This window comes from Leptospira ellinghausenii (assembly GCF_003114815.1).
GTDB classification, from domain to species: Bacteria; Spirochaetota; Leptospiria; order Leptospirales; family Leptospiraceae; genus Leptospira_A; species Leptospira_A ellinghausenii.
Genome location: NZ_BFAZ01000002.1, coordinates 317,668 through 343,983, shown reverse-complemented (window position 1 = coordinate 343,983; position 26,316 = coordinate 317,668). Strand labels below are relative to the sequence as shown.

Below are 26,316 nucleotides of genomic sequence, written 5' to 3'. Positions count from 1 at the left end.
TTCCCTTGGTAACCACCACCTGGACCACCTTGGCCTGGGCCTCTGTTTCCTTGGTAACCACCACCTTGTCCTGGACCACGGTTCCCTTGGTACCCACCACCTTGCCCTTCTGGTCTTTGCGGACGTGGAGTTGTTGGTCGGCTAACAATTGGATTACGGTCTTCTTTTCTAAAATAACCTTGGTTTCCACCACCTTGGCCACCACCGGAACGGTAGTTTGGCGAGGATGTGTCCCCTGAAAGAATGGATTCCGGTTTGCGGTCCATCTGCGGTTTTTCTCTTTCGGCTTGCGGAAGAGGGTCCGGTTTTCTGTCAGGTCGAGATACAATCGGAGAGGCTTGGGAAGGAGCTTGCGGACCGGATCCAAGACCTTGTCGTTTTGCTTCTTCGCGAATGAGTTCGTTTAAATCCTTTTTTTTGTCCCCACCAGAAGTGGAAGGTTGTTTCACTTCCGCCGCTTGTTGTTGGCTTTGGGAACCGGATTCTTTTTTCTCATCAGAAGGGGCCGCTTTCTTTTTGATGACAAGTTTTTTCTTGGTTTTGTCACCACTGGCTCCCTGCTGGAGGGTTTCTTTTATCGATTTTTGCTCTTCCATATTATGCCTTAAAACTTAACCCTCTTCTACCCATTCGATTGACTCACGTAACAGACGTAAAATTTGTTCTGCCGTAGTTTTTCCGATTCCGGAAATTTTCGAAAGTTCTTCCTGGCTGAACTCGAGAAGGGTTTCCACATTTTTGATCCCACCGGCCTCTAGTAGACCGACGATTCTTGGAGTGAGACCAGGGATTTCCGAAAGAGGTGTGTAACCAGAATCTTCTTCCTCTTCTTCTTGTCCCGATTGGTTGTAATTGTCTTCCGATTCTTCCATTGCTTCTTGTTGTGCATTGAAAAGTCGGTCGAGTTTTTCGCGTGCTTCAGGCGACGCGAGTTCTTGGTTGTATTGTGATACAGTTTTGATGTCGATTTTGAATCCAGAAAGTTGAGACACTAGTTTGACATTGGACCCGTTGATCCCAATCGCAAGCGATAAAGATTCATCTGGAACAATCACAAGTGCATCTCCACGTTTTCTGTCCACATGCACTTCCACTGGTTTTGCAGGAGAAATGGCATTGGCGATAAAAACACTTGGCTCATCCGAATGGAGGACAATATCAATCCTCTCATTTCCCAGTTCCCGAACAATCGCCTGGATCCGAACCCCTTTCATTCCCACACAAGCACCCACTGGGTCTACATCGGACTTACTTGTGGTCACAACCACTTTTGTTCTGTAAGATGGAATGCGAGCAACATCTCTGATTTCGACAATTCCATCATACACTTCAGGAATTTCCATTTCAAAGAGTTTTTTCACAAAGTCACCAGAAGCACGTGAAAGTGTGATCACTGGCATTGGTTCACGGGGCCTTAGTTCCACGCGAGAAATAATGGCTTTGAGACGGTCCCCTTGGCGGTATTTTTCACCAGGGTTTTGGTCTTTTTTCAGCATGATGCCTTCTACCTTTCCCAGGTCGATGGACATGATGTCTTTTTTCCAACGTTGGAAGTACCCGTGTGTGAGTTCCCCTTCTTTGGATTTGTATTCTTGGTAGAGTAATTCTTTTTCCATATCGCGAAGGCGTTGGAATACCATTTGTTTGGCTTGGCTCGAAAGAACCCGAGACAAGTCCTGTGGTTTTTCAAACACTCGGATTTGGTTTCCCACTTCAATTTTTGGATCGATTTTAACAGCATCTTCCAAAGAAATTTCGAGTGGGTTTGTTGTTTTCCCTTCTACGACATCGCGTAATACAGAGATAATGATTTCATTTTTATTGTCGGAGCCAAATTCAACTTGGCAACGGTCATCGGTTTCCGCTTCTAAACCGACTTTTTTGCGATAGGCGGCAAGGAGTGAGTCGCGGATGACACCGTATACGAGATCTTTATCAAGAGATTTATCCTGACAGAATTGTTGGATGGCTTCGAATAGCCCAGTTTCTTTCGTTGCTTGTTTTGTCGCCATAGTCTTAAATTTCTAAATACAAATTTCCCTTTCGTATTTCTGCGATGGGCATAGATACCGATTTTTGGTTCTTTTTGTGTCGAGTTTTACGATCGTAAAGCGTAAGCTCAACGGAATCCCCCGAAACCGGTCCCAAACGAAATAATCGTTTGTCCCATTTCCCTGATTCCAGCGGCACTTCTAGTTTTGCTAAAAGTCCTTGGAAACGAATTAAATCCTCCGGCAAACGTAAAACACGTTCTGCTCCCGCGGAGGAGACTTGGAGAGTGAAATCAAATTCCTCTCCCCATTGGTCCAGCTCCTCTTTGAGTCTCCTAGACACAGTCTCACAATCTTCCAAACTAGCAGAGCCAGTTTTGTCTGTGAGATGATCAAGTTCTATCTCAATGAGGGCGTGGTTTTTCCGATTCTGTACTTGGAGCGAAAAAAGCGCTAGAGGTGGAGCGAGAACTCGTAAAATCAGTTCTCTGATGTTTTCCTCGGTATATACCAAACCATATCCAAAGATTCCAATAGGAATCCGTATAAGAGACCAAAGCTCATGCTAAAATTTAGCACGTCTCATGACAGGCTAGGAAAAGCGAGTTGTCCTGTAAATAAAAAATTAGGGAATGGATGTTGCACCATGAGACCCCTTTACTTTAGCCTCCTTCTTTTTGTTTCTGTTTCCTGCTTACGTTTCCGTGTTGAGAACCTAAAAGAAGAAATCCTCTTCCGAATCCCTCTTGGGGTCACAAATGAAACCTTTGAAGGTGTGGTGGTAAACCAGGTATTGACCAATGTTCCCTTAACCATCCCTACTTCCTCGAATATTTCGGCCCTTGCCGACAACAAACAGTCAGTCATCAAACTCTTTGATCGGAATGGAAGGCTAGATGCCACCATCGGAAACCCAGATTTCAAATCTGTGGCAGGGATCCCCCACTACCCGTTCCGTTTTGGTGGGATCGGGATTGTGGCCATGAATGAAGACGGTGACCTCGTGGTCCAAAACCGAATTTCTTCCAAAGGGATGGAACTCCCACCCGGACAAGAGAATTTATACAAAACCTATAGTGGGGCTTTTTCCACACAAGGGACAACGGTGCTTCCTTCCTTTCTTGTGCAAATCACCCAAAAAGGTGTTGTGAAATTTATGTTAGGTGCTTCTGGAAAAAACTCAGAACCATTCCGTTACATTGAATCCATTTTACCAGGTGAAGGGGACAAATTATTCGTATACCATCGGATTGCAGAAGAGATGCGCCTCTCCTATTTTGAAGAAGGAGAACTCAAAGGGAACTTAAAAGAATCTACTTTGGACGTATTCAATAGTAACGATGCAAAAGAATATGACATCACCTTAGATAAACTTCTCCCCCACCCAGAAGGTGAGTATGTCCTCGGTTCTTTTAGTTATGATTCCAAAAAAGACAAACGGTTTAAATTTCGCCGTATTTACAGGTTCCAATTTGATTCCAAACAATCAGAACTTTTAAAAGAAATCCAAGACCCTTCTGAAATTTTATTTTCCATCCGCAACAACGGAGAATTTTATATTTGGGAAACAGAAGATGGAGGAAACTCAGTCCGCCTCCAAGTCCATGACAAAGAAGGAAACCACATCAATAACAAACGAATTCCTTTTTCCAGTCCACGCGGACAGTGGAGAGAAACATATACGGATGCCTTTGATACCATTTATTCTGTGCGCATTCGTGCGGGTGCTTTAGAAGTGTACCGCTGGATTTAAATGAAACGGATCCCTCTTTTTACGAACAAAGAATCAAAAAATTTAGATTCATTGGCAATTTCCTCTCTCGGGTTTTCTGAACAAACTCTTATGGGTATGGCCGCCTTATCAGTATTTCATGCCAATGAAGACCTTTGGAAAACAGCAGAATCCATATGGATTGTTTGTGGGAGTGGTGGAAACGGTGGTGATGGGTATGCACTTGCTCACACTCTTTTCCAAGAAGGATATGATGTTAAGGTATACCAAACCTCACCAAACAAAAACATTGCGGGAAAATTTTATGAATCACTCGTAAAATCTACATTAGGTTCTATTGGTGATTTACAAAAATTTGAAGCAGATTTAGACATTGAGAAAGCAGATTCTGTCCTACTCGTAGATGCACTCCTAGGAACCGGATTCCAATCCCCTATCACATCCGAATTAAAATCCACAATAGCAGCAATCAATGATTCTGATGTTATTTTTTACAGACTATCACTCGATACTCCGAGTGGATGGGATCCGTACCACTTAGGCAAGTGGTCCAAAGAAAATCCAATATTTGTGTATTCCGATTCCATTGAGGAACTTGGTACTCGTAAATGGGAAAATGTTGGGTATATTTATGAAAAAGATAACCTTATCTCAAGGTATTATGAATCCATTGGGTTTCCCATCCGCACTCATTTAACAGACACCAATTTTTCCAAACGATATTATTTAGAACCAGATCTAGAACAAGCGACCCAAGTCCTCAAACGAAAACACAAAGCACATAAATACAGTGCAGGGTCTGCGATGTTTTATGGAGGTGGAGAAGGAATGGAAGGTGCCATCCTACTTTCAGAATCTGCCTTTTCCAGGTTAGGTGGCGGAATCTCTAAAGTATTTTCACCTTCAAAATCCATCAAAAATTTAGTTTTAAAAGAAGACTTATCGAAGATGGCATTGACATCTGATTTTTTGTCAATGGTGAGTGATCCTTTTTTTGCCAAAACCAAAACTATCGTAGTTGGGCCAGGACTCACTTCTTACCCAAAAGGCCTAGATGGATGGAAATTGGAACCTGGTAAAACATTGCTTTTGGATGCTGGTGCCATTCCTAGTAAGGGAACCAAACTTCCCATAGGGGAACGAGTGATCCTCACTCCACATGTAGGCGAACTCAACCGCATGACGGGTAAAATACACAACTCCGTGCAGGAAGCCTATGATACACTGATCAGTTTCACAAAAGAACACCAGGTGTATGTGCTCTTAAAATCATTTGTAAGCCTTCTTGTATGCCCAGATGGGACCAGTTACGTTTGGGAATCTCCGAATCCGAAACTGGCAACCATGGGAACAGGTGATTTATTATCAGGAATCCTAGCACGTTATTTTAGTTTGGATTTGGATTTGTCAGTACCAGAAGTGGTTTTACTCGCTTTATCGTTTTTAGACCAATCCAAACTATTAGAGGAACCCTATCCTACTGCAAACCAAATCTTAACATCACTTGTGGAGACATTGTAATGGGAAAAGGATACCACTCACGTTCACCGGAAGAATTCCGTGACTATCTAAAACAAATCAATGAGAAACATAAAAAAACGAGATGGAGGCAAATTGTCCTTTTTATCGATTTGGTTTTAGTTATTCTTATTTTTTACATTGGCTTTAAAGCTCTGAACCCAGGAAGTTTTCAAAATAGCACAAAATCCGACAAACAAGTGGTAGATGGGTATCCTATTTATTTGAGTTTATCAAGAGAAGAAGACCCAACATACCAAGGTTATTTTTTATTCATTGAAAATCATACTAAATCAGAAACCAAAGTTCCATTTGCCACATGGAAATCCGAGTTTAGGATCAAAACCAAAAATGGTATTTTGTGTTTTTCGGAACCCATTGAATGGGAAAATAGGACCATTCCTTCCGAGGCAAATGGATTTTTATACCATTCTGTTTCCAAAGAAAAATGGAAGTCACTTGTGCCTGATTGCCGAAAGGAAATTTTTGATGAAGATGCTTCTATCTTTCGTTCAAAGTTTCGTTCCCTTGATTTAGGGTTTTATGCGCAAGTGGTGATCCATACAAATGATAGGACATTTACTTTTCAAATCAAACAAAAACCTTATAAATGAACTTCCATGTACTCCTCAGTATAACTTTCACCATTTTGGTCTTTGCGGAGTGCCTTAATCAATTTCTCTTTTTGAAACACAGGTATTTCATGAACACCTGATACAATTGGAGTTCCCTGTTGGAGAACAGAACCACCTTGCATCTGATAAACGGACTGACAAGACGGTAAGGTCCATCGGTTCATAATCACACCAGCTTGCCTTAAGACTTCAGCAAAGACAGGAAATCCACCGACCTTTGGTCGGATGGACATGGCATACTTTTGAGCTTCTGTAAGTTTAGTCACTAGGTTTGACATTCGTTGTTTCCTCATTCGATTGGGTTTGTATTTAAATTGAGTAAGTTCGTGAGTTTCTTCAAAATATTACGCAGTTCCTTTTTTTCCAATGGAGTCAAATGTGAAAAAAAGGCCTCATCATTTTCGTCAGCTATCTTTGCAAGTTTTGGGACCAGTGTTTTTCCCTGTCTAGTGACTTTGATCTCCTGGTAGCGACGGTCACTTGTATCTTCTTCACGACTCACAAGTCCTTTGTGTAACAGTCGATCGATGAGTTTTGAGACTGCACCTCGACTGAGGCCCGTGATCTCTGCAACGATACTCGGGGAAGTATTCTTTTCATGAGAATACATCTCTCGAAGGATCACCCATTCCGCTACGGTTACATTCAAATTGGTTAGTTTTTTGGCAAAGGAATGTGATACTGCATTCGAAACCACTCGTAAATGGTAACCCAAATGGGATTTTAGATGGCTTGGTTCCACTGAATTTCCTTTCTGCACAAACAATACATAGTTTCCTAAGAAACTATTATCAAGGCAATTATAGAGTCATTTTATATAGAATGAAGTAGATTCTCGGAATTTTTGATTTCAATTGAATTCATTCATATATTTGAAAGAGGAAGAAAATAGTGATTAATGTTAGAGAAGATTGTAGGAAGAAAACGGATCGTTGATTTGACCGATTGTTTTCTTCCTAAGGAAAGGATTATTTTACACAAACAACACAGTTTTGAACATTGTCGGCAAATTGAGTCATATAAATCTCTCCTTGAGGGCCATAATTTGATCCACTCGCTCTAGTATAAAAACTCAATTGGGTAGATGTTAATCCACTGATCGTAGAAGCAGAACAGATTAAATTTGATACGCTGGAAGAAGGTGCGGTTGGACTTGTCGCTGACCGGATATATGGTAATTGCATATAACCTGTGTAAGCGATGTTCCACCCAGTTGCACATGAGGTTGTGCCCCATGCAACATAAGTAGCACCAATTGCTACGTCTCCTCCGGCACCAATTCCCATAAATGCAGACAATCCCAAAACTGCCATAAGTCCATTTTTAGCAGAATCGTTATTTGTTTGGAATAAACCACAATGGAAAAAACAGCCGAAGAATAAAATCAATATCAAATACTTATTTCTCATTCACTTATCATAGAACAAATGCTTGGTGAATCAAGATAAAAAACAAAATCCAACATCATTCCAATTCTTTTTCTAACCTTCTTTTGACAACATCCAAAACCATAACTCGCGCGTGGTATTTATCGTTTGCAGGTACTAGGTGCCAAGGGGCTTTTGGAGTGTCTGTTTTTTGAAACATTTCGTTTGCAGCATCTTCATATAAATGCCATTTGTCTCGGTTACGCCAGTCTTCTTCTGTTAATTTCCAACGCCTTAGAGGATCATTTTTTCTTTCTTCAAATCGTTTGAGTTGTTCTTCCGAACTGATATGTAACCAGAACTTAATGATGATGGTTCCAAAACTCTGTAGTTGTTCTTCAAATAAAAAAATTTCTTCGTAAGCCCTTTCCCATTCAAAATCCTTAGCAAAACGTTCTACACGTTCCACCAACACACGCCCATAGTAGGAACGATCGAAAATTCCTATTTGACCAATTTTAGGAATCCGGTTCCAAAAACGCCAAAGGTAATGGTGTTGGATTTCTTCTTGGTTTGGAGCAGAAATATTGTGCACTTCAAATAAACGAGGATCAATTTCAGATGTTAGCCGACGAATGGCACCACCTTTCCCTGCTGCATCCCAACCTTCAAAAACGATCAGAACTGGTGTATCTTTCGTTTTGGCCAAATAGGTTAATTCTCGGATTTTATCTTTTAATTCCTTCATTTGGATTTGGTATTCATCACGTGTAAGTGACAAACCAAGATCCAATTGATCCAAATTTAATATCCGTGGTTTTGTAAGATTTTCTTTCATGGGATGAGTTCCATTCCGTGGTTGATCAATTGTAAGTTTGCTTTGGAATCAAAATTTAAAGTACGTTCCAGACGTTCCAAAATCGCTTCGAAAACTAAAAGTTTTGTATTCTCTTTTTGATCAGTCGAGATGATAAGCCAAGGAGAGTCAACCGTACGTGAAGAACTTAAGATAGAATCGAATATCTCAAAGTAACGTTTGCAATGTTCTCCTTGGTCTTTGTCATATCTAGAAAGTTCCCAAACTTTTTTCTTTTTTTTAGCATCCTCAAATCTCTTTTTTTGTTCTTTTTTCGAAAGATGCAAAAAGAATTTATGAACAATGATTTTATCTTTTGATAGAATTCGTTCTGTATTCAGAATTGATAAGAGTCGGTGATCATATTCAGAAATACTGATTTTTTTCTGTGACCTAAGATACGCCAAACGACTGTAATATGTATTTAAATAAAATAAAAATTCACCATACCTAGGTAACACCTTCCAAAAATTCCACAAAAAAGGATATCCCCTGTCTTCCGATTGGTCTACATACGGAGAATAAACTTTGAATTTTCGTGGGTCAAGTCGAATGGTTAATGATTGTAAGATGGAACCTTTTCCCGTGGAGGCATAGCCTTCTAATATAAAGATATGTGCGATTTTTTGGTTCGCACTTTCTCTTTGTAAAAGAAAAAAACGTTCTTGTAAACTCTCGATACCATCAAGCGAAGTATGAGGGATTTGGTTTGTGGGATGTCTTTCTAAAATCACAAACAAAAAGTCTAAGGTGATTTTTAAAAAACCTCCAACCTTTTTTTACATTGGTTTCGGAAATCCAGGACCAGTTGCCTGAGCGATGTGGTCAATTCCTGGTGTTTGGCCTTTGAAACGTGGGATCAAATGGACATGCAAATGAGGAACTCTTTCTGCAATGGCGGTCATATATACTTTCTCTGGATAATAGGAACCTATGATTTCGATTCCTTTGTGGAGAGCCCGTCCATAAGCTTCCAATTGTTGTAAACTGAGTCCACTCCAAGATTCACCATGGCCTTTTAATTCTAAATAAAGATAACCTTCGAGGTTTTGGTTTGCTTTTCGTAGGATCCAAAATTCATTTTCAAATAGGATCTCCTCTGGATTTTTATGGGCTTGGCAGATTGGACAGTTCATCATTGGTCCCTATTTTGCCGATACTAAGGAAGATGAGAATCTATTTTTTTGTGCTCTTCATCTTTCTTTTCTCCATTTTATCTCCTATCACTGCAGATGGGAATTTGGAGAAACAAGACCCAATCACAGAATCATTACTCACTCTTTCAGAAGTTGTTTTTTCTGATCCTTTCCAAAAAGAAGAAATTGAAATTCGAAAACGACTATTGGAAACAAACCAATCTGAAATTCGTGATCTACGCATCCGCTTGAAACATACTCTACGCAATCGCAATATCCAAAAAGAATCACTAGTTTTAGAGAAAGGAATTCCCTCGGAATGGGAAAAAGATTTAGAACAATTGGGAAATTTGGGTGGTTTGTTATGGAAGGACGACCGAGGCACCATTTACCAATGGGGTGATTGGTCTGATTTTTATGAAGATGGATTTAGCAAAAACAAAATCAGACTAGAAGGCCAAATCCCCTCCTTCCCTTATGAAGGCGGAACCATTTATTTTTTCATTCGAAACCCACCTGGTACTTTTCCAATTCACTTTGATTTTATAGGTTGGGAAACTTCCTTTTATGCATTTGGTGATGAAGGTTCCTTACGGTATACCAACGATTTTGCTTTGGACCCTTCTGAACGTTTAGGTGAATTTAGGAAGAACTTTGATGCCATCCGCAAAAAAATCCCAGGTTCCCTCTTGTTCCAAGCAAATGACTTAACCATCTTTCTTGTTCCAGGGAAACCAAGACCGATTTACTTTGTCTTTTTATTCTTACGAATCCTACTTGTGGTATGGACCATCTTACTCTTTCTCTACATTGTTCGAATGAGTTTTTCTTTTCCAAAAAATCAATTGCCCGAAGACAGGGTCCACCTATTCTGACAATACATCCCAATCATATGCCCTGGTAGTTCAACGGATAGAACATCGGTCTTCGGAACCGACAGTGGGGGTTCGATTCCCTCCTGGGGCACCAGATTTCAATACTTCGTAATCAAATCCAACTAACAAAATAAAGCTGGGAATCGAACAGTTTTGTGAGCCAAATCTTTGCGACCCATAGGGAGCAATGATTTGGTTAAGCCGACCTGGATGGGAGGCGACGAACAAAACCGTGCCTCGGAGCGTTGCCAACACAGGATGTGTTGGCAGCGGAGAGGGCGATTCCCTCCTTTAGGCACCACCCTTAAAACAAGATGCTCATATGAAACTAACAGAAAAAATTTGCCTAGTAAGTATACATAGAAATTCGTATAAACCAATTTAAAATATATTGACGAAACAGGTGCTATAATATCCTATTGAGTTAGGTGGAAACATGGTTATAAACAAATATTCGTTAATTATGAATTTTTATCTTTTGTTTTTTTTAATTTTATCTCTCACTAACTGTCAATCGAAGGAAAAGGGATTGGAGCTTGATCCCGAAACAACATTTCTTCTCGTATTAGCAAATCCTGCAACATGTGCAGCAGGTGTATGTTCTTGTAGTTTAAGTGGTAGCTTCCAAAGTCTTTGCCATGAATGGTCGGGTACTACTGTGTCTATAGCGAGTGCAAGGTCAACTTGTACAAGTCTATTTGGTACTTTTTCACAAACTGCAAGATGCTCTACATCTTCTGTAGTAGGAACGTGTTCCGGATTATACACTCGACTCAATACTAATACTACAATTAGATTTTATGATTTTTTTACGAATAGTACGACTTCTTCAAGCCATTCATCAAATCAAAGTTCTTGTACTTCATCCGGAAGCACTATGACCTACACAAAATCATCATCGCTGCCCAGGTTACGATTCATCAATAATAGTGGTTCAACTGAAAATTATACGCTTCATACATCTGCAACTTGTGGTGGTGGAACTTTAGCAGCTACAATCGGTAACGTTGCCAATGGTGTTACTTCTAGTTATTTCTCAATTCCAGAAGGTAGTTTTGCGGTAAGTTATGATGGTGGAACTACATGCTCATCTGTATTCCTTAGTGTAGGAAATGGAATGGTTCGAACAATCACTTCCACAACTTCTTATAGTACTGCTGCGACGATCGAATAATCTAATTTGCCCAGCCTTATGATTGGTTGGGCATTTTCTATCATTGAGTTGATTATCCTTAAAAGAGCTTTACATCTGATTGAATGCTAAAGTGACCAAATTTCAGTTAGTTTTTTTAACGAACCTTTCTTTATCTACTTCATTCGCATTTTCAAATTTGAAAAATTGAGTTTCACCATTGCAATCACTTCAATATTTTGAGCACTCAATTCCGCCATTTTCCTTTCCCTCTCCAAAAAATGAGTGAACACTCACTTTTTATATTGACAAGTTGTACATTTCGTCCAGTTTCCTCCTCTTATGGGTTTTGGTTTGGAACTTCGTTTGGCAAAAAAAGGATTCTTTGTGTTCGTTATTGTTTCTTTGGGGCTCACTTTTGGTCTCCAAGGACAAGAAGCCATCCCAGAACCTGGGTGCATCAAAGACCCTCCTCCTAAAAATCTTCCCTTTCCAATGGATGTTTCCAAACAACTTTGCAAAAAGGACATTGAAGACAAAAAGGATGGTTGGTATCCAACAGGTCTACCACTCATCAATTCCGATCCAAATGAAGGCATCGGTTATGGTGCAAGAGCATATATCTATAATAATGGACCCAAAACTGATCCGCTTTTTCATTACACACCTTACCGAATGAGACTCTTCGCACAGTATTTTAATACGAATAAAAATGCACAGTACCACCAAATCAGTTTGGATATGCCATTTATAGCGGATACACAATGGAGACTACGTGCAGATGCATTTTTAACCATCACTCCAACTACTTTGTACTTTGGTATTGGTGAATCGAGTATGAGGTCCTTATCCTATTTAGAGAGGAACCAACCTTATAATCGTCAGGTGAATCATGCAAGTTTCGTCGACCAAGAAACCAATTTGACTTTTTATCGGCCAGGGACTAGTTCTGATCCTTTTTCTGTCGGTGGAAAAACATTTTCAGGAATCCCACAAATGCCTGGTTATGTGGTGACAGACAGAATGTACAATCGGTATACCATTGAAACTCCAATGGCAGCCGTAAGTGGAGAAAGATCATTCTTTGGTGGGACGGTTCGATTAGTATCTGGATTAAAATTTTCAAACAATATCATTCGCACTTATGATGGAAAAATGGTACGAGGTGTAGATCCAACGTTTGACCAATTAGCAGCAGATGTTCCGAATGGAAAAACAAGACTTACAGAAGACCACGAAGGGAAAAAAATAATCGGTTACCAAGGTGGGTATGTAAACGCATTACGACTGGGAATTGTGTACGATACACGCGATTTTGAACCAGATCCTAATTCAGGTATTTTTGCGGAAGTAACTTACGAAAAACATAGCAAAGCAATGGGTTCGGACTTCCAATTCCAAAAGTATTTCGCCCAAACAAAAATGTTTTGGAGCCCCTTCCCCAAGTTAGTTGATAAATTAGTTGTGGCAAATCGATTTGGACTTGGTGTGACAGAAGGAGATGCTCCCTTTTTTGAATACAGAAATATGTGGGGAACGGAAGGTCTAGTGGGAGGACTTGGTGGACTTCGTACGTTACGTGGATTCAAACAAGATCGTTTTGTTGGGCGAGCGATGGGATGGGGAAATTCGGAAATTCGATGGAAATTTGCCGAAGCAAAATTAGGTTCAGAGTTTTTTGCCTTTAATATCGTACCGTTTTTTGACTATGGAAGGGTTTGGGATGATGAACATAAAATTAATTTAAAAAATTATTTTTATTCCAAAGGGATTGGATTACGTATCGCATGGAACCAAGCAACCATCATTATGATTGATTATGCCAAATCAAGAGAAGACGAACAATTATTCGTAAACTTTAGTCACGTCTTTTAGATTTTGAAAAAATCGATCGTTTGTCTTAAGTTAGAAGCTTTATCGGACAACGCTGAACACAACTTATCAATATCATTCACAAACTGATTTAAATATTCAGTACCTTCAGTAATGGTTGCAATACTTTTTGCAAGTTCTTCCGAAGTACTTGCCTGCTCATTGGTGTTTTGTTCAATTTCCATTGCAGACATTGTCAATTTTTCAATATTCTCTTTTACATTTTTCACTAGTTCTAATTGTTGTTTTGTCATGTCACTAGATTGTTTGATGAGTTCAATTGTTGTGTGGACAGACTTCCCAATTTGAGTGAAGGTTTTTTCAGTATTCGATACAGCAAGTCTTCCTGATTTTGTCGAGGAGGAAGCTTTTGATACTGCTTCCAAAATTCTTTTTGTATTGGAAAGAGTCTGTTCTCCTAATTTAGAAATCTCACTGGCAACGACTGCAAATCCTCTTCCTGCATCCCCTGCTCTTGCAGCTTCAATGGAAGCATTGAGAGATAATAAACCAATTTTATCTGAAATTTCGCCTATCACCTGGATTACATTTGATGTGTTTTCAACACTCGATTCTATATCAGACATCGCAACCAAAGTAGAGTGAAGTGCAGATTGACCCAACTTCGTTTCCTCTTCCATTTGTTTGGTTTCAGTTTCTGTTAAGTTCATCATATCATGGATGGATACGATCGAAGACTCCATACCAATTACTAAGTCTTTTGCTTCTTTTGTAATATCATGTTGTTTTTTTGCTCCAAAAGCCGTAGAACGAATGCTTGCTGACATCTCCTCAACACCTGCTGACATCTCTTCAGAAGAAGAAGCTTGTTCCATCATTGCCTGGGTTAATCCTTGCGTTTGTGTTGCAATTACCTTCGCATCTGAATTTACTTTATCGGATTCTTCAATGACAGTGGATGTAATTTTTCGGATGCTTGTGATAAAAGAATTGAGAGAAATGGATCCATGTCCTAGTTCATCCGTAGAAATGATGGGAACGGATTCACTTAAATCCCCAGCTGCTAAAGATTTATAACGATTTGCCATTTGGATCGTATTAAATTTCATTGCTTTTACAAAAAGAGAAGTGAGCACAAATATATTGATGGTGATAAATGCTGCCATCAACACCAAAGTCACTTCTGCATTTTGGATTTGTACAAATTTAGTCACTTCCGCTAAAAGTAGGTATCCTAATGCAGTGAGTGTCATACTAAACACAGCAGACATTGTAAAAAAGATTCGCGCATAAATCCCAACCTTCGGAATTTTTTCAGAATTTAACGGTAAGTCTTTTAACTCTGGCGTAACCAAAACCTCTGAGATCACGAGTTCACTTAAAAAAAAGTGTGAAACACCTAATACTGGATATATGAGAATTGGCAAAATGATATAAGGAAGGTATTCTGCGAGTGTTGGAGTAAAAAATTGAAATGTGACAAAAGCAGCGAATGGAATTCCGAAACTCCATTGAATCAAAAAATAACCCAAATTATGTTTTGGAAATTTCAAAAGTGTTAATTTAATCTTCTGCTTTTCTTCGAGTGATAAAGCTTGAAATGAAGCAGGAATTGTTTTTGTGAGTAATTTTTTAAGTCTTAGGAAACGAATGATAGGGATAACATAAGAGGTAAAGAGTGCAATGGTTGCACCTAACACAACTAGTACCGACTTATCAAATGAATATACACCTGCAATGACAATGAATAAGACTGCAGTTGGTACAGCAAGCACAGCTGTCAGTAATTCTAATCCGATTGTCAACCGCCAACATAAAGATTTAATTTTGGCTTCATTCATTTCCGCTTTTTCCTTTTTCAGGACAGTGTAGGAAAAGCGGAGAATCGTATAGTATTATTTTGAAGTACGCGTATAAACGCCATCCCAGTCGACAGGTGGTGGGTTTTGGAATAGAGTTTGGCAACGTTTGATGAGCAAGTGGCTACTCACATCGTCTTTTCCTAATATTTTAGAAACATTCTTAAAATGTTCGATAGCAGTTTCCCAATTTCGTTTTGAGTATTCGGAAAAACCGAATTCATACTCTTCGAATGCTTTGACAGAAACAGGCGAAATTTCATTTTTAAATGATTCTAAACTATAGATTTTCACTGGTGCTTCTTTTCCCTTCACACGGATCCAATCTAAAAATCGAAAGGAAAATGTATCCCGACAAGCTAACTCAATGTTTTCGGAAACTAAAATCGACACACCATAATCTTTAGCCGCAGCTTCTAACCTAGCAGCTAAGTTCACTGTATCACCCATCATTGTGTACGATGCCAAACTATCAGTTCCCATAAATCCAACCTTAGCCAAACCACAGTTAAGACCGATACGAAATACCATAGCACGTGCGAGTGGTGTGTAATCCCCTCTTTCATTCCATTCTTTTCTCAAACCTTCCAACTCTTTCAGCATTTCAAGAGCTGTTTTACAAGCAAGTTTTGGGTGTTCCTTGTTTTGTATGGGAGCACCAAAAATTCCTACAATTGCATCTCCAATGTATTTATCCAAAGTTCCAGAATTTGTTTTTAAAACATTGGTCATAGCAGAAAGGTATTCATTTAATAACTTTGCTAAATCTGTTGCACTTAACTCTTCACTAATGGATGAAAACCCAGCTACGTCTGAAAAAAATGCCGTGATTTCCCATTCCCCTCCTTGTTTTAAGGATTCCATATTCTCGAGAGCAACACTCACAACTTCTGGATCGACTAAGTTCCGTAAGATGTGATTGAATTTTCTTTTTTCCTTTCCTTCTGTGTAAGTTAAATAGGCAAATCCAAGTAAGTAAGAAACTGGGAATCCAAACACAAACGAATTAGTAGACAAAACATAATCCATCCGATAAAGGAAATAAAACAATCCGATAAACAACGAGATTGCAAATATTGGATAAATATTCTTCAATATATGCCATTGGTTAATAAATAAAACAAGAACACCAACAAATAAAACTAAGATTGTAAATACAAACCCATACGTCACAGGTAATTCTTTTAATAAATGCCCTTCTGTTAAATTCGAAGCAAACACTGCCTGTGCAATCACACCAGGAAACAATCCGTGCGGGGTAACAACGTCATCATGTGTGGCTGCAGCGGATGTACCGATCAGGACAATTTTATTTTCAAAGAGTTTGGGAGGTACGAGGAGTGTATTTGGATCTTCCACCTCACCAGTGTTTAACTTTTCTAAGGATTCAATGATCCCTGCTGCCGAATACCTCGGAATATTTCTCAACTCTTCTTCTGTATAAAAATAAGCCCTTACAAGACCATCTTTTCCAATAGGAATGATTCGTTTTGTTCCTTCTTTTTCCAGGTATACATTCAAATCTTTTGTTTCTATTTTGTAAGTTTCACCTAACGCAAATGCTTGCGTCGCAAGAGTTGGGAAATACATTCCATTCCATCTTACAAAGGGAGAAAATCTCCTTAAAATTCCATCACTATCTGAAATCACATTCACCACATGGACATTGGGAGCCGTTTCCGCAATTTGACCAATGGGAAAAGAAGCATTCTCATATTTTGGAAAAGGAATACTTGTAGTCAAAGGTACACTGAATTTTTGACTAATTGTATCGATACTTTTTCTTGGAATCACAATCCCACCATTTCGGAAATTGGCAGCATGAGATATCTCCCCCAATGTTTCGTTTGCTACCACCAGTGCATCATCATAATCCGACCTTTCAGTGAACATGATATCGATGATTGTAAATTTAGGAGGGGTAAGAAGTTTTGTGTATCCGATAAGAGTGGGATAAATATGACGTTTCCAAGGCCATTGCCCAAGTTCAGGATGGTCTGCATATTTAGCAATACTCTGCTCATCTATATCTATAATCACAATGTCTTTTGAAAAAGTGTGATGGGAAGGCAAAAAATGAAACAAAGCATCTGATAGTTTGCGATCTAATGTAGTAGAAAATCGAAAGAAGGAAATGAATGTAGTGAGTAATGTCGGAATCACTACCATTAAAAAAATCGGGAAGAGTATTTTATTTTGTTTCATTTGCAGTTAATCGTTTTTTGTAATCACTCCAACGGTCAATGATGACAGGAGTACCTTCCATTGAAACCGAAGATTCAATATACACAAGTTTTGCGATCCTTAAATTTGTTTCAGGATGTGTTTTTTTCAAAAGATCTGTACCTTCTGATTTTGCCATTGTATTCAGGTAACTAGACAATCCAAGTGGAGAATAACCCACTTGGGAAACAAGACCAACAGCTGCCTCATCTGCTTCTAATTCCACTTTAGCATCTCGGCCTGTTTCAAAAAATTGTTTTTCCATTTCGGTGATCGCAGTTGCCATCGCTGTATTGACAACCTCACTGCCAGGAGGAGATAACAATCCTGAGAGGATATCAACAAACACATTTGATTCTTTGAATTCACCATTGTGAAATAAGATCACATGGCCCATTTCATGCGCAATGATACCGGCTAACTCAGCTTCTGTTTGGATTTTTTTTAGAGTGCCTGTAGTGATAAACAAATAACCACCAGGACAGGAAAATGCATTTACCTCTTGAGAATCGATGATCCCAACTCGAAATTCCAAATCTTTACGGGAAGAAACAGAACCTAACTTTGATGCTATGGAATTGAGATACCTCGTGAATTCTAAATCGCGAACTAAATTGTATTTTTTTAAAAGTCTAGCGGCAAGCGAACGACCCATCTTCACTTCCGCTTTAGTTTCTCCAAGGACAGGTAACCCAGGATTAGATGAGAATGAAAAAAAACTCGAACTTTGTGTGATCCCATTCTTTTTTTCTTCCTTAGGAGTTGTTTCTTCAAACGCCAAAGGTACGGATTCGAGCCAACGTAAAGATTCAAAATCATACATCTCACCTTCTCCGCGCACTCTCATCTTTTGGGTTTCCGAAAGCCCTCTTGCAGCAGCGGTCTTCGTAAAATCGGAGGCACGTTGTCTTGCTACAACAGCTTCCGAGGAATTAGAAGTGATGCCTAATTTCATTTGGGTTCCAGGTGGGAGTGGAGATACAAATAATTTCGATACCCAACCTGTTTTCTCTTCGACTCGCACTTGGACAAAGAGCCCTTGTTCGGTGATAGGCGTTAGTACTTCTCCTATTTTTAAAAGACTTCCTTCTGCATTTAACTTAGGCTGTGAAAGTAACTTTGCTTTGTTGCTTTGCACATAAACATTTCCTTTTGCAAGTAGTGAAACACTGACAAAAAGGAATAAATAGGATAAAGTGTTCGACTTCATTACCAATGAGTGTTGGGTCTCATCAATCTTTGAAAACTCTTTTTTTAATTTTGACTTTCGAATTGACAATTCCTATCCATCCATTGTGATGAACGGGCAATGAAACATTTTTTTCTACTTCTCATCGTATTGTTTATGACGTTCGAAGGTTGTAAAAAAGAAAAAGATGAAAGTAATACGCTGAGTGCATTAGCCACTCGTTTTTTCATTCGTTCCTTATTTTCTTCCAATATCAATACAGAACTTCCTTCCAATCTAAGTGTGGCTGTGCCTCGTTCCATACGAAAACCTTCCAGTGGTCTTGGTGCAAGTTTTATGCGCCAAAGTCGCTCTTCCAAAATGGCTTTTACAAACAAAGGAATTGCACAAGACACTTTGGATTATGGATTTACAGGACAAAATTTTTTAACGGAAGGTACAAGTATCGTCGCAGAGATACTTAGAGATTCTAAAAAGGACTTAGTACTCATCAGTGGATCCTATGCAATTGCAAAAGCAAGTCCAGGCGTTTGTATCCCAGGTGGAACGGGAACCGTGCGTATCACCCAAAGTATGGAAGAAGAGTTCCTAGAAGGGATCGAAAGGCTTGGTCTGAGCCCCGAAGAAGCAAGAGGTGAACTAGTTAGTTTACAGAACGAAGGGATTTTGCCATTTACAGGCCAATCTGTTCCAACACCTGCGATGGTTTACAAACGTTTGAGTAATGACGAATATGATGTTGAAATTGAATATTCGTTTTCCGATGCGATTGGAACCCCACAACCTTGTCCCTCCAATAATAAATTCCAAAAGGCAATCAAATTCAAAACAGATAAATCAAAAGTATTTAGTTCTATCAATCGATCTTTAAAAGTATTTGGAATTTCCTTAAGTGTGGAAGCATCCATCACTTACATCACACAAGAAGGAAAAAAAGACAAGGCCATCCTCAATATCAAACAAGTTACAAGTGGTTCTGGGAATACTGACAAATCCACAACACGATTTACTTTCGAAGAATGTGAAAAGGATACAAGTGCCAATGCGAATAATTGTGTAACCTTAAATTATAGTAATGTTTATGATGATGCTGCAGGGAATAAAATCACAACATCAGTCAAAGGTAGAACTAATGACCTGGGCGGTTATGTCCTGACAGAATACATAGACAATGCCGACAATTTTGAATACTATTTAACTGAAACTTATGATCCGAATGGAGACATCACCTATTTTGCCGTTGATTATTATGACATTGGAACCCCAGCTAACGATGATTATGAAGAATTAGGTGTCCTAGATACAGACCTTTATGGTGAGTTCATCGAAACCACTTATACCTTTGAATGGGATGCTTATGTTGATTTTACAACTGCACTCCCGGGAGGAGGAATTGGCCAAGGAGCTGGGTTTACTGAATATGATGCTTATGTCATCATGCCAGCCGGAGTAGATCCCAATGTATTTCCGGATGAATTTATAGGCTGGGGAGAATTTTATAATAATGTCAATAGTGGTGGTCCCGTTTATTACGTCGACTTTTATGGAACAGCCAATCAAATTCCAACAGCTGTTGTCTGGCGGTATGCAATTGATACAAACGGAAACGAAGTATATACTGTTCGAGCAAATACAGTTGTTCAAATCTAATTGATATTCTTATATTTGAAACCAAACAAAAAGAAACCTATATGTTAATCATTAAAAATAATTCTCAACACAACTTAAACTCAAAAAAGAAATTCATCAAACGACTCATTCTATTTTCAAGCTTATATATATTTCCAGTTTCATTGTTTCCGTCAGAACCATTTAACAACATACAAGGGTTTTACGGAGAAAGAGCGGCTGGACTTGCAGGCGCTTTCACTGCCATCGCTGACGATCCATCGGGAGCTTATTACAATCCTGCAGGACTCGGTTTTACTCATAATGATGGGATATCTATCTCTGCGAGTAATTTCAAAGATGTTAAACGCAGTTATATCAATATAGACACACCAGGCCAAAGATACAACCAAACCCACCAAGGATTTGATCCCAATTTCATTGGACTACTCAAAAACTTTGATCGATGGAAGTTTGCCTTTTCGATTGTGAATACGTATAACTATTCCTACAATCGAGTGGATCAGGTGAACTACCCACTTGTTTCTCCTTCCATCAATTCCACACGAAATTATACAAAAGAACGTTATAACCAACTATTAGTTGGTCCCAGTTTGGCATACCTACTCAATGATAAACTTTCTCTTGGTGCCACTCTTTATTATATGAATGATACGAAGGAAGTTTCGCGAACCCAATTCCAACAATTCTCGGATCTTAGTTATGTGATGCGCTCTTATGTAGACAATCGTCGCACATCAGGACTTATGCCAGTCCTTGGCATCCAATACCAACCAAATCCCAAACTATCTCTAGGATTTAGTTACCGTCGTATTTTTGTTACTGGTGGGGATCGTTTGTACAATGAAGTTTATGTTGATTCTACACGTAGACCGGGTTCTTCAGCTGTTGACTTCATTGAAGGGACAGGGGATGGTGCCTCCTCCATTGAACAAGGAGTCTTAACACAAAAGCCAAAACTTGTCACCTCCATTCCGCAAACACAAGAAATGCGATTTGGTGTGGCTTTTTTCCCGACGGCAAGATTTTTAGCTTCCTTTGATATGATTCACACTTCTGGTTATAAAGTCAGAAGGAACCAAGATGAGATTAGTACGATTGGTCGACGTGTCACTTATACAATCAATGATACAGAGGTGAGAGAACTAACTCGTTATTCCACAACGAATTTTGCAGCTGGAATGGAATACTATTTGGCTGACACATTCTCTGTATTAGGTGGAATTTACACAAACGAACCCAATACAAAACCAATCTCATGGACTGAATCGGCAGTTGATTTATACCTTCAAAATACCTTTGGTAACCAAGTTGCTGCAACTTCTGGCGACGCGAGTGTCATATACAAAGTTGCTCGTTCTGGAACAAATCCTCGAAATGAATATTCAAGGAACAAAGGTTTCAGTTTGGGATTTTCATGGGTAACTTCCAAATCGTCAGTTTCTGTAACCTATATCCGTGAATTGGGGTATGGAAATTCTAGGATTGACCCGAACTCATTAGCCCAATCCTTCGAATATATGGCTCAGTCCATTTACATTATGGTGAGTTCCAGGAATTGATCATTTTTTCTTGGATTTTGTTTGGAAAAAATCTTTAGCGTCATCATAACCTTGCACTAAGAGCTTTTCAGCTTGTTCTTTCTTAAAATTGAGAATACTACCAAAACCTAACATTTGTTTTGGGGCGATGACTGAGATTTTAGCGTTCGTAAATTGTGTCCTGAGGTTCAGGAGAAAATTCTCAATTGCAGTGAGACCATTCATCACAGATTTTCGGTATTCTAATCCTTGTTCTACACTTTTATAGGAACCAAGTAGGTAGAGTTCAAATAACCTTTCTAATGCCTCATCCTTTGTCACAGGGGTTTCCATAATCGCCGAACTTCCAACAGGCGAAAGTAATACTACTACGATATCGGAAGCTTCATGTGTTAATGCGGGAAGAATCGGAGTATTTGCCATCACACCCCCATCCCAATAAGGTTCTCCATCAATCATTTGCCATGGAAAAATCATTGGAATGGCTGAAGAAGCAAGTAAATGTTCAATCTGTAGTGTTGGATTTTCAAAAAATCTAAGTTCCGATGTTAAAATATTAACGGCTGAAATGATGACTTTTATTTTTGACTCGTTTAAGTGACTAAAGTCTAAATGTTCATGGATGAATTTTTTTAATGGGTAGGTTTCCACCAAAGGATAGTATTTTCTTCGGAACAAACCTTTCAACATATTCCATACCGAATAACGCATAATATGTTTTTGATTCAATTTTAACCATAGTTCGGATAATTTTTTTGAATCCATTCCAGAACCAATGGCACATGCATTGATCGCTCCAACAGACGTTCCACAGATTATATCTGGTTTCCAATTGATTTCTTCTAAATATCGTAATACTCCTGCTTGGTAGGCACCTCTTGCACCACCTCCAGATAAAACTAATGCTTTCTTTTTTGACATAGTAATTACCACTAAAGAAAGATATCTCTTCCAGTTACATATCTTTCCTTCCACCATTTTTCATTTAGGGATTGGATGACAACACCTCTGCTCGTTGACGCATGGATAAAATTTCCATTCTCTAATACCATTCCCACATGTGTGATCTTTTTGGTATTGGGAGACGCAGAGAAAAAAACCAAATTTCCAATTTCCTGTTTTTCCCTTGAGACAAATTTTCCAATCTGCGATTGGTCTTTTGCCGATCTAGGAATTGCCTTTTCCTTCATTCCGATTTTTGGATCGGTTAGGATGGATTTTGTCAACCCAGAACAATCAACACCACGTTTGGAATAACCACCATACAAATAGGGAGTTCCAATCCATAACCTTCCAACTGGATCCACTAATTTACGTTTGGAGGAATTCTCTATTTGTGTAGGTTGGGAAGTAACCTGTTCTTCCATAAAAATGAGATTCGGATCCAATTTTGGTCTTTCTTTTGTGATCCATTCTCCTTCTTCATTCCAAATGATTTCGGTTCTACGATCTGAAACTTTAAAATCATCAATCGTGTTTTTCCCTGAAAGAACAGAGATTGTATCTTCCATGACCGTACTCCAACGCTTGGCAAAATCAGAATTCTTTGATTCTGGTTTCATCTCTACCATCAGTTTTTTTTGTTTTTCTGAATTGAGTGTTAGGATATTTTTAGGCATTTTTTTTTCTAATTGTTTGAGAATTACATTTGGATTGGATTCTTGTTTTCGCAACAGAACATACAATCGACCAACCACAAACAATGTTTCACCCGTCCAAGATTTGTTTTTTGCAGATAAAAAAAGATTTAACATTTCATCTTCAGGCACTTGGCTTAATTTCATCTCCCGATAAAACTTACCTAAAAACGGTATCTCTTTTTTGTTAGGTTTGGCTGTGATCAGATAAGGTATTAGTTCTTCCGTTTCCTCCCATTCATATCCGTGGTCACGTAGAATGACAAAACGTTCTACTTCCAATGCAAATTCCGAAGGGGACATCGATTCAAACACAGCCCACACCCGTAAGGATTGGATGATGTTTTGGATTTCTTTATGGTTTGCTCTGTCGCCTAGTTTTTTTCGAATTTCACTTCGAATGAGTAAGGTCTCTTGTTTGTTATAACCTGATTCTAAAAGTGTGTCTAAATTTTGTGAATGTAAAAAACATGGGAAAAGGAAAACCAATAGAAAAATAGATAGATGATACTCTTTTGAAAACATGAACCAAGGAGTAAAGGAATCTACACTTATTGTAAAGAAGGATTTAAAAATTTTTCTCGGTTCATTTTGATTTTCTCAAATGACGAAATATATCCAAGCTCAATCAAACGTTCATACGCAAACCAATCAAGTAATCCAAAATTATTGGTAGGGATTTGTAAGAACAAATCTGAGATTTTTTCTGTTTGGCGGATTCGTTCTCGGCTCGATGCTAAAATCGAACGGATGATGATATCTCCTATGGGAGGAAATTTTGGTTTTAAGATGTCTTGGAAATTGATAAGATTAGTCATTTGAAAGATTGGGTTTGTCATCACACCTGGTTTGTTCACATCGAAGTATTCACAAAGTTCGCGGTCTTGGTCAGGATAAATATCACCAAATACATCCACCGAAATCACTTTTCCCACACCTTTCTCCTTTAGAGTGATCCCTGGAACATTGTCAAGAACTCCCCCATCCACATAAACGATGCCATCATCTATAAAAGGAGGTACAATTCCGGGAATGGAAGTACTGACACGGATTGCTTTCCATAAACTTCCTACTTCTTGTACATGGATTTCGGAATGGGAAAGGTTTGTCGCGATTGAAAAATATGGGATCCACAAATCTTCAATTTGGATCTCACCAAAAAAATTCCGAATGGCTTCCGTGTATTTTTTCCCAGTTGTTAAAGATAAAATGGGAATTGTATATTCATTTAAAAGATCTTTGGATACCCAAAATTCCTTGGCTTTCACTTTACTCCCTTCACTTGATTCACCCATGGCAATGAGAGCAGCAAAAATGGAACCAGCACTTGTACCCGAAACCATATCAATTGGAATCGAATTTTCTTCTAATGCTTTTAATACACCTAAATGGGCAAATCCTTTGGCACCACCACCACCTAACGCCAGGCCTATGGATTTTCCAAGTAAACCCCTTCCCAACCTTTCCCAGGTGTCCATTCGTTCTAAATGGACATGAAAATGACGATGGAATCTCCTTTTTTCTAGGTGTTTGATTGTACCTGGTCGAACAAAGTTTCGATTTGATTGCAGGAGGACAAGAACATGATTACGATCACTAAACTTACGTTTATCGATGAGTGATTCCATTTGGATACAATTTGGGTCCTCATTTGCATCTTTGATATAAACAAAGGTATCAGACTGGCGCAGTGTCCGTTCGACATAAGGACTTAATTTGCCTTCGTCCTTCACTAAATAAAAAATATAATCGTATTCAGCTTCAATTTGAGTGAAAAATCGAATGATCCAAGGTTCTTTATCTGCTTCCTCTAATTTTTCCAATTCTTTCATTCGATCGTTGAACATAGATTCATCGACAACGTAAAAAGTTCCATACCGAAGGAATACGATTCCCAGATAATGAATCATATCCAAAATCACCTTCTCGGGAAGGGAAGAAAGTAAGGTGAAGGTTTTTGCCTGTGGGACAAATCCTTTCGTTTCCGTTTTGGCTTGAGCCAATCGTTCTGCGATGATTTTCGTAATTTGAAGTAAACTTTCGGGGTATTTTACAAGAATGGACAATGCCACTTCTCTTGGAACTCGGATGAGTTCAGAGTCTCTCACTGCCTTCACTGTGGCAGATCGTTTTTCTCCCGTAAATAAACTCAACTCTCCAATGATATCGAGACGTTTGAATTCACCTAGATCTCGGATACTGCCATCGGCACTTCGTTTTTCGTAACGAAGTTTTCCTGCAGCCAAAATGTACAGATCGTTTCCATCTGAATGTTCCAAAAAGAGAATCTCTCCCCCTTTTAAAAATTCACGAACTGTATGTGCCATCATTTCGCGTAATACGGAATGAGGGAGGTTTTTAAACAAATCCGCCAATGTCAAATACTGCGCAAGAGAGGGAATTTTAGATTTTCGGATTCGTTTCACAACAAAGGTTTTAGTATGTTTTAAACAAATTTCAAGCAACCTTTTCTCTGTATTTAAAACCTTGAACGGATTCGACAGAAAAAAGAAGAGTAGTCATAATTCTTCCGTCCATACAATGGGAAAGGAGAAGAGGCTTATGATCGCAAGTTTACGTGGAAAATTACTCCAATTAGAAATTGATCGTTTGGTGGTGGAAGTGTCTGGTGTGGGTTATGAAGTAATGATCCCTTTTCCTCTGCACTTAGAATGTAAGGATAAAATTTCTTCTGAAATTTTTTTACATACCTTCCATTCCATCACAGACCGTGGACAAAGGTTATTTGGATTTTCCTCAAAAAAAGACCGCGAATTATTTGAACTCATTAAATCCTTACACGGGATTGGAGAACTTACCGCATTAAAAATATTATCTTTTTTCCAAGCAGATGACCTTTACCAAATCGCAAAAGCCGATGACAAAAAAACTTTGGAAAAAATTCCAAAAGTAAAAGGGAAAACTTCTGAAAAGATTTTATTCGAAATCAAACAAAATCTAAAAAAATTTGAGATGTTTTTAAATGAAGGAACCCCTGAATTTAGTATCGTAGACCGAGAAACAGATTTAGCAACGCTTGCCCTCATCCAACTTGGTTTTGATGAAAAAACAGCAACCAAACAAGTGACCGATGCGAAAAAAACAAACCCTGGTTTGTCGGCATCCGATATCGTAAAACAAGTGATCACTGGGACCAAATAGA

23 protein-coding genes, 1 tRNA gene and 1 pseudogene are annotated in these 26,316 nt (G+C 38.9%); 10 read left to right on the top strand and 15 right to left on the bottom strand.

The features are described 5' to 3' along the window. The 3 genes and pseudogenes from DI076_RS02215 to rimP all read right to left on the bottom strand — a co-directional run. Positions 1-596 (bottom strand): annotated as a pseudogene (locus DI076_RS02215) (translation initiation factor IF-2); the annotation flags it as partial. A 15-nt stretch (positions 597-611) separates the two neighbouring features. Beyond that, positions 612-2,012 (bottom strand): transcription termination factor NusA, encoded by a 1,401-nt coding sequence (nusA, locus tag DI076_RS02210; protein WP_100718894.1) that lies wholly within the window; start codon positions 2,010-2,012, stop codon positions 612-614. A gap of 4 nt (positions 2,013-2,016) precedes the next feature. After that, positions 2,017-2,505, bottom strand: coding sequence for a ribosome maturation factor RimP (rimP, locus tag DI076_RS02205; protein WP_238760995.1), 489 nt, complete (start codon positions 2,503-2,505; stop codon positions 2,017-2,019). A gap of 132 nt (positions 2,506-2,637) precedes the next feature. On the opposite strand from rimP, the gene DI076_RS02200 reads away from it, so the two are divergent. Genes DI076_RS02200 through DI076_RS02190 form a run of 3 tightly spaced genes read left to right on the top strand, consistent with a single transcriptional unit; the run spans position 2,638 to position 5,855 of the window. After that, entirely contained in the window at positions 2,638-3,744 is a 1,107-nt protein-coding gene (locus DI076_RS02200) for an LIC_12708 family protein (protein WP_108958379.1), read from the top strand. Continuing rightward, positions 3,745-5,244 carry an NAD(P)H-hydrate epimerase gene (locus DI076_RS02195; RefSeq protein ID WP_108958378.1) on the top strand — a complete coding sequence of 500 codons (1,500 nt, stop codon included), beginning with the start codon at positions 3,745-3,747 and terminating at the stop codon, positions 5,242-5,244. Then, positions 5,244-5,855, top strand: a complete 612-nt coding sequence (locus DI076_RS02190; protein ID WP_108958377.1) for a hypothetical protein — start codon at positions 5,244-5,246, stop codon at positions 5,853-5,855. The genes DI076_RS02195 and DI076_RS02190 overlap by 1 nt, the downstream gene beginning before the upstream one ends. On the opposite strand, the gene DI076_RS02185 is transcribed toward DI076_RS02190, so the two are convergent. The 6 genes from DI076_RS02185 to DI076_RS02160 all read right to left on the bottom strand — a co-directional run bounded on the left by DI076_RS02185 (position 5,846) and on the right by DI076_RS02160 (position 9,235). Next, positions 5,846-6,154: a DUF1398 domain-containing protein gene (locus tag DI076_RS02185; RefSeq protein ID WP_108958425.1), complete on the bottom strand. Its 309-nt coding sequence runs from the start codon at positions 6,152-6,154 to the stop codon at positions 5,846-5,848. The genes DI076_RS02190 and DI076_RS02185 overlap by 10 nt on opposite strands. Before the next feature lie 11 nt (positions 6,155-6,165). Beyond that, complete coding sequence (locus tag DI076_RS02180) at positions 6,166-6,636, bottom strand: MarR family winged helix-turn-helix transcriptional regulator (protein ID WP_108958424.1); 471 nt, start codon at positions 6,634-6,636, stop codon at positions 6,166-6,168. Between the two features lie 208 nt (positions 6,637-6,844). Next, positions 6,845-7,285, bottom strand: a complete 441-nt coding sequence (locus DI076_RS02175) for a hypothetical protein (RefSeq protein WP_135358371.1) — start codon at positions 7,283-7,285, stop codon at positions 6,845-6,847. Between the two features lie 55 nt (positions 7,286-7,340). Continuing rightward, positions 7,341-8,081: a UDP-galactose-lipid carrier transferase gene (locus DI076_RS02170; protein ID WP_108958375.1), complete on the bottom strand. Its 741-nt coding sequence runs from the start codon at positions 8,079-8,081 to the stop codon at positions 7,341-7,343. Next, a complete protein-coding gene (locus DI076_RS02165) occupies positions 8,078-8,839 on the bottom strand; it encodes a polyphosphate kinase 2 family protein (RefSeq protein WP_108958374.1) in 762 nt (253 codons plus the stop codon). Before DI076_RS02165 ends, DI076_RS02170 begins: the two co-directional genes overlap by 4 nt. Before the next feature lie 39 nt (positions 8,840-8,878). Next, positions 8,879-9,235, bottom strand: a complete 357-nt coding sequence (locus DI076_RS02160) for an HIT family protein (RefSeq protein WP_108958373.1) — start codon at positions 9,233-9,235, stop codon at positions 8,879-8,881. A gap of 32 nt (positions 9,236-9,267) precedes the next feature. On the opposite strand from DI076_RS02160, the gene DI076_RS02155 reads away from it, so the two are divergent. The 4 genes from DI076_RS02155 to omp85 all read left to right on the top strand — a co-directional run bounded on the left by DI076_RS02155 (position 9,268) and on the right by omp85 (position 13,117). Further along, positions 9,268-10,110: a hypothetical protein gene (locus DI076_RS02155; RefSeq protein ID WP_108958372.1), complete on the top strand. Its 843-nt coding sequence runs from the start codon at positions 9,268-9,270 to the stop codon at positions 10,108-10,110. A gap of 19 nt (positions 10,111-10,129) precedes the next feature. Then, positions 10,130-10,204 (top strand) — tRNA-Arg (locus DI076_RS02150). A gap of 783 nt (positions 10,205-10,987) precedes the next feature. Next, entirely contained in the window at positions 10,988-11,284 is a 297-nt protein-coding gene (locus tag DI076_RS02140) for a hypothetical protein (RefSeq protein ID WP_108958370.1), read from the top strand. Positions 11,285-11,584: 300 nt separating this feature from the next. After that, positions 11,585-13,117: an Omp85 family outer membrane protein gene (omp85, locus tag DI076_RS02135; RefSeq protein WP_245918214.1), complete on the top strand. Its 1,533-nt coding sequence runs from the start codon at positions 11,585-11,587 to the stop codon at positions 13,115-13,117. Here the strand turns inward: omp85 and DI076_RS02130 are convergent. The 3 genes from DI076_RS02130 to DI076_RS02120 are packed head-to-tail and all read right to left on the bottom strand — an operon-like array spanning position 13,114 to position 18,367. After that, positions 13,114-14,916 carry a methyl-accepting chemotaxis protein gene (locus tag DI076_RS02130; protein WP_108958369.1) on the bottom strand — a complete coding sequence of 601 codons (1,803 nt, stop codon included), beginning with the start codon at positions 14,914-14,916 and terminating at the stop codon, positions 13,114-13,116. The genes omp85 and DI076_RS02130 overlap by 4 nt on opposite strands. Before the next feature lie 54 nt (positions 14,917-14,970). Further along, positions 14,971-17,139 (bottom strand): adenylate/guanylate cyclase domain-containing protein, encoded by a 2,169-nt coding sequence (locus DI076_RS02125; RefSeq protein ID WP_108958368.1) that lies wholly within the window; start codon positions 17,137-17,139, stop codon positions 14,971-14,973. Beyond that, positions 17,126-18,367: a M48 family metalloprotease gene (locus DI076_RS02120; RefSeq protein WP_108958422.1), complete on the bottom strand. Its 1,242-nt coding sequence runs from the start codon at positions 18,365-18,367 to the stop codon at positions 17,126-17,128. The genes DI076_RS02125 and DI076_RS02120 overlap by 14 nt, the downstream gene beginning before the upstream one ends. A 99-nt stretch (positions 18,368-18,466) precedes the next feature. On the opposite strand from DI076_RS02120, the gene DI076_RS02115 reads away from it, so the two are divergent. Together DI076_RS02115 and DI076_RS02110 are read left to right on the top strand one after the other, a co-directional pair. Next, positions 18,467-19,996 (top strand): hypothetical protein, encoded by a 1,530-nt coding sequence (locus DI076_RS02115; protein WP_108958367.1) that lies wholly within the window; start codon positions 18,467-18,469, stop codon positions 19,994-19,996. Between the two features lie 41 nt (positions 19,997-20,037). Continuing rightward, a complete protein-coding gene (locus DI076_RS02110) occupies positions 20,038-21,537 on the top strand; it encodes an OmpP1/FadL family transporter (RefSeq protein WP_245918212.1) in 1,500 nt (499 codons plus the stop codon). Here the strand turns inward: DI076_RS02110 and DI076_RS02105 are convergent, their stop codons facing one another. From DI076_RS02105 to DI076_RS02095, 3 genes are read right to left on the bottom strand one after another with little or no spacing between them, the layout of a single operon-like run. After that, entirely contained in the window at positions 21,538-22,437 is a 900-nt protein-coding gene (locus tag DI076_RS02105; RefSeq protein WP_108958366.1) for a patatin-like phospholipase family protein, read from the bottom strand. An 11-nt stretch (positions 22,438-22,448) separates the two neighbouring features. Next, positions 22,449-23,678, bottom strand: a complete 1,230-nt coding sequence (locus tag DI076_RS02100; protein ID WP_108958365.1) for a C40 family peptidase — start codon at positions 23,676-23,678, stop codon at positions 22,449-22,451. A gap of 26 nt (positions 23,679-23,704) precedes the next feature. Then, the gene (locus tag DI076_RS02095; protein ID WP_108958420.1) at positions 23,705-25,579 is read right to left on the bottom strand and encodes a patatin-like phospholipase family protein; all 1,875 of its coding nucleotides are present in this window, start codon (positions 25,577-25,579) and stop codon (positions 23,705-23,707) included. A gap of 136 nt (positions 25,580-25,715) precedes the next feature. Here DI076_RS02095 and ruvA point away from each other — a divergent pair, with 136 nt between their 5' ends. Then, positions 25,716-26,315, top strand: a complete 600-nt coding sequence (ruvA, locus tag DI076_RS02090) for a Holliday junction branch migration protein RuvA (RefSeq protein ID WP_108958364.1) — start codon at positions 25,716-25,718, stop codon at positions 26,313-26,315. The last annotated feature ends 1 nt before the right edge of the window (position 26,316 follow it).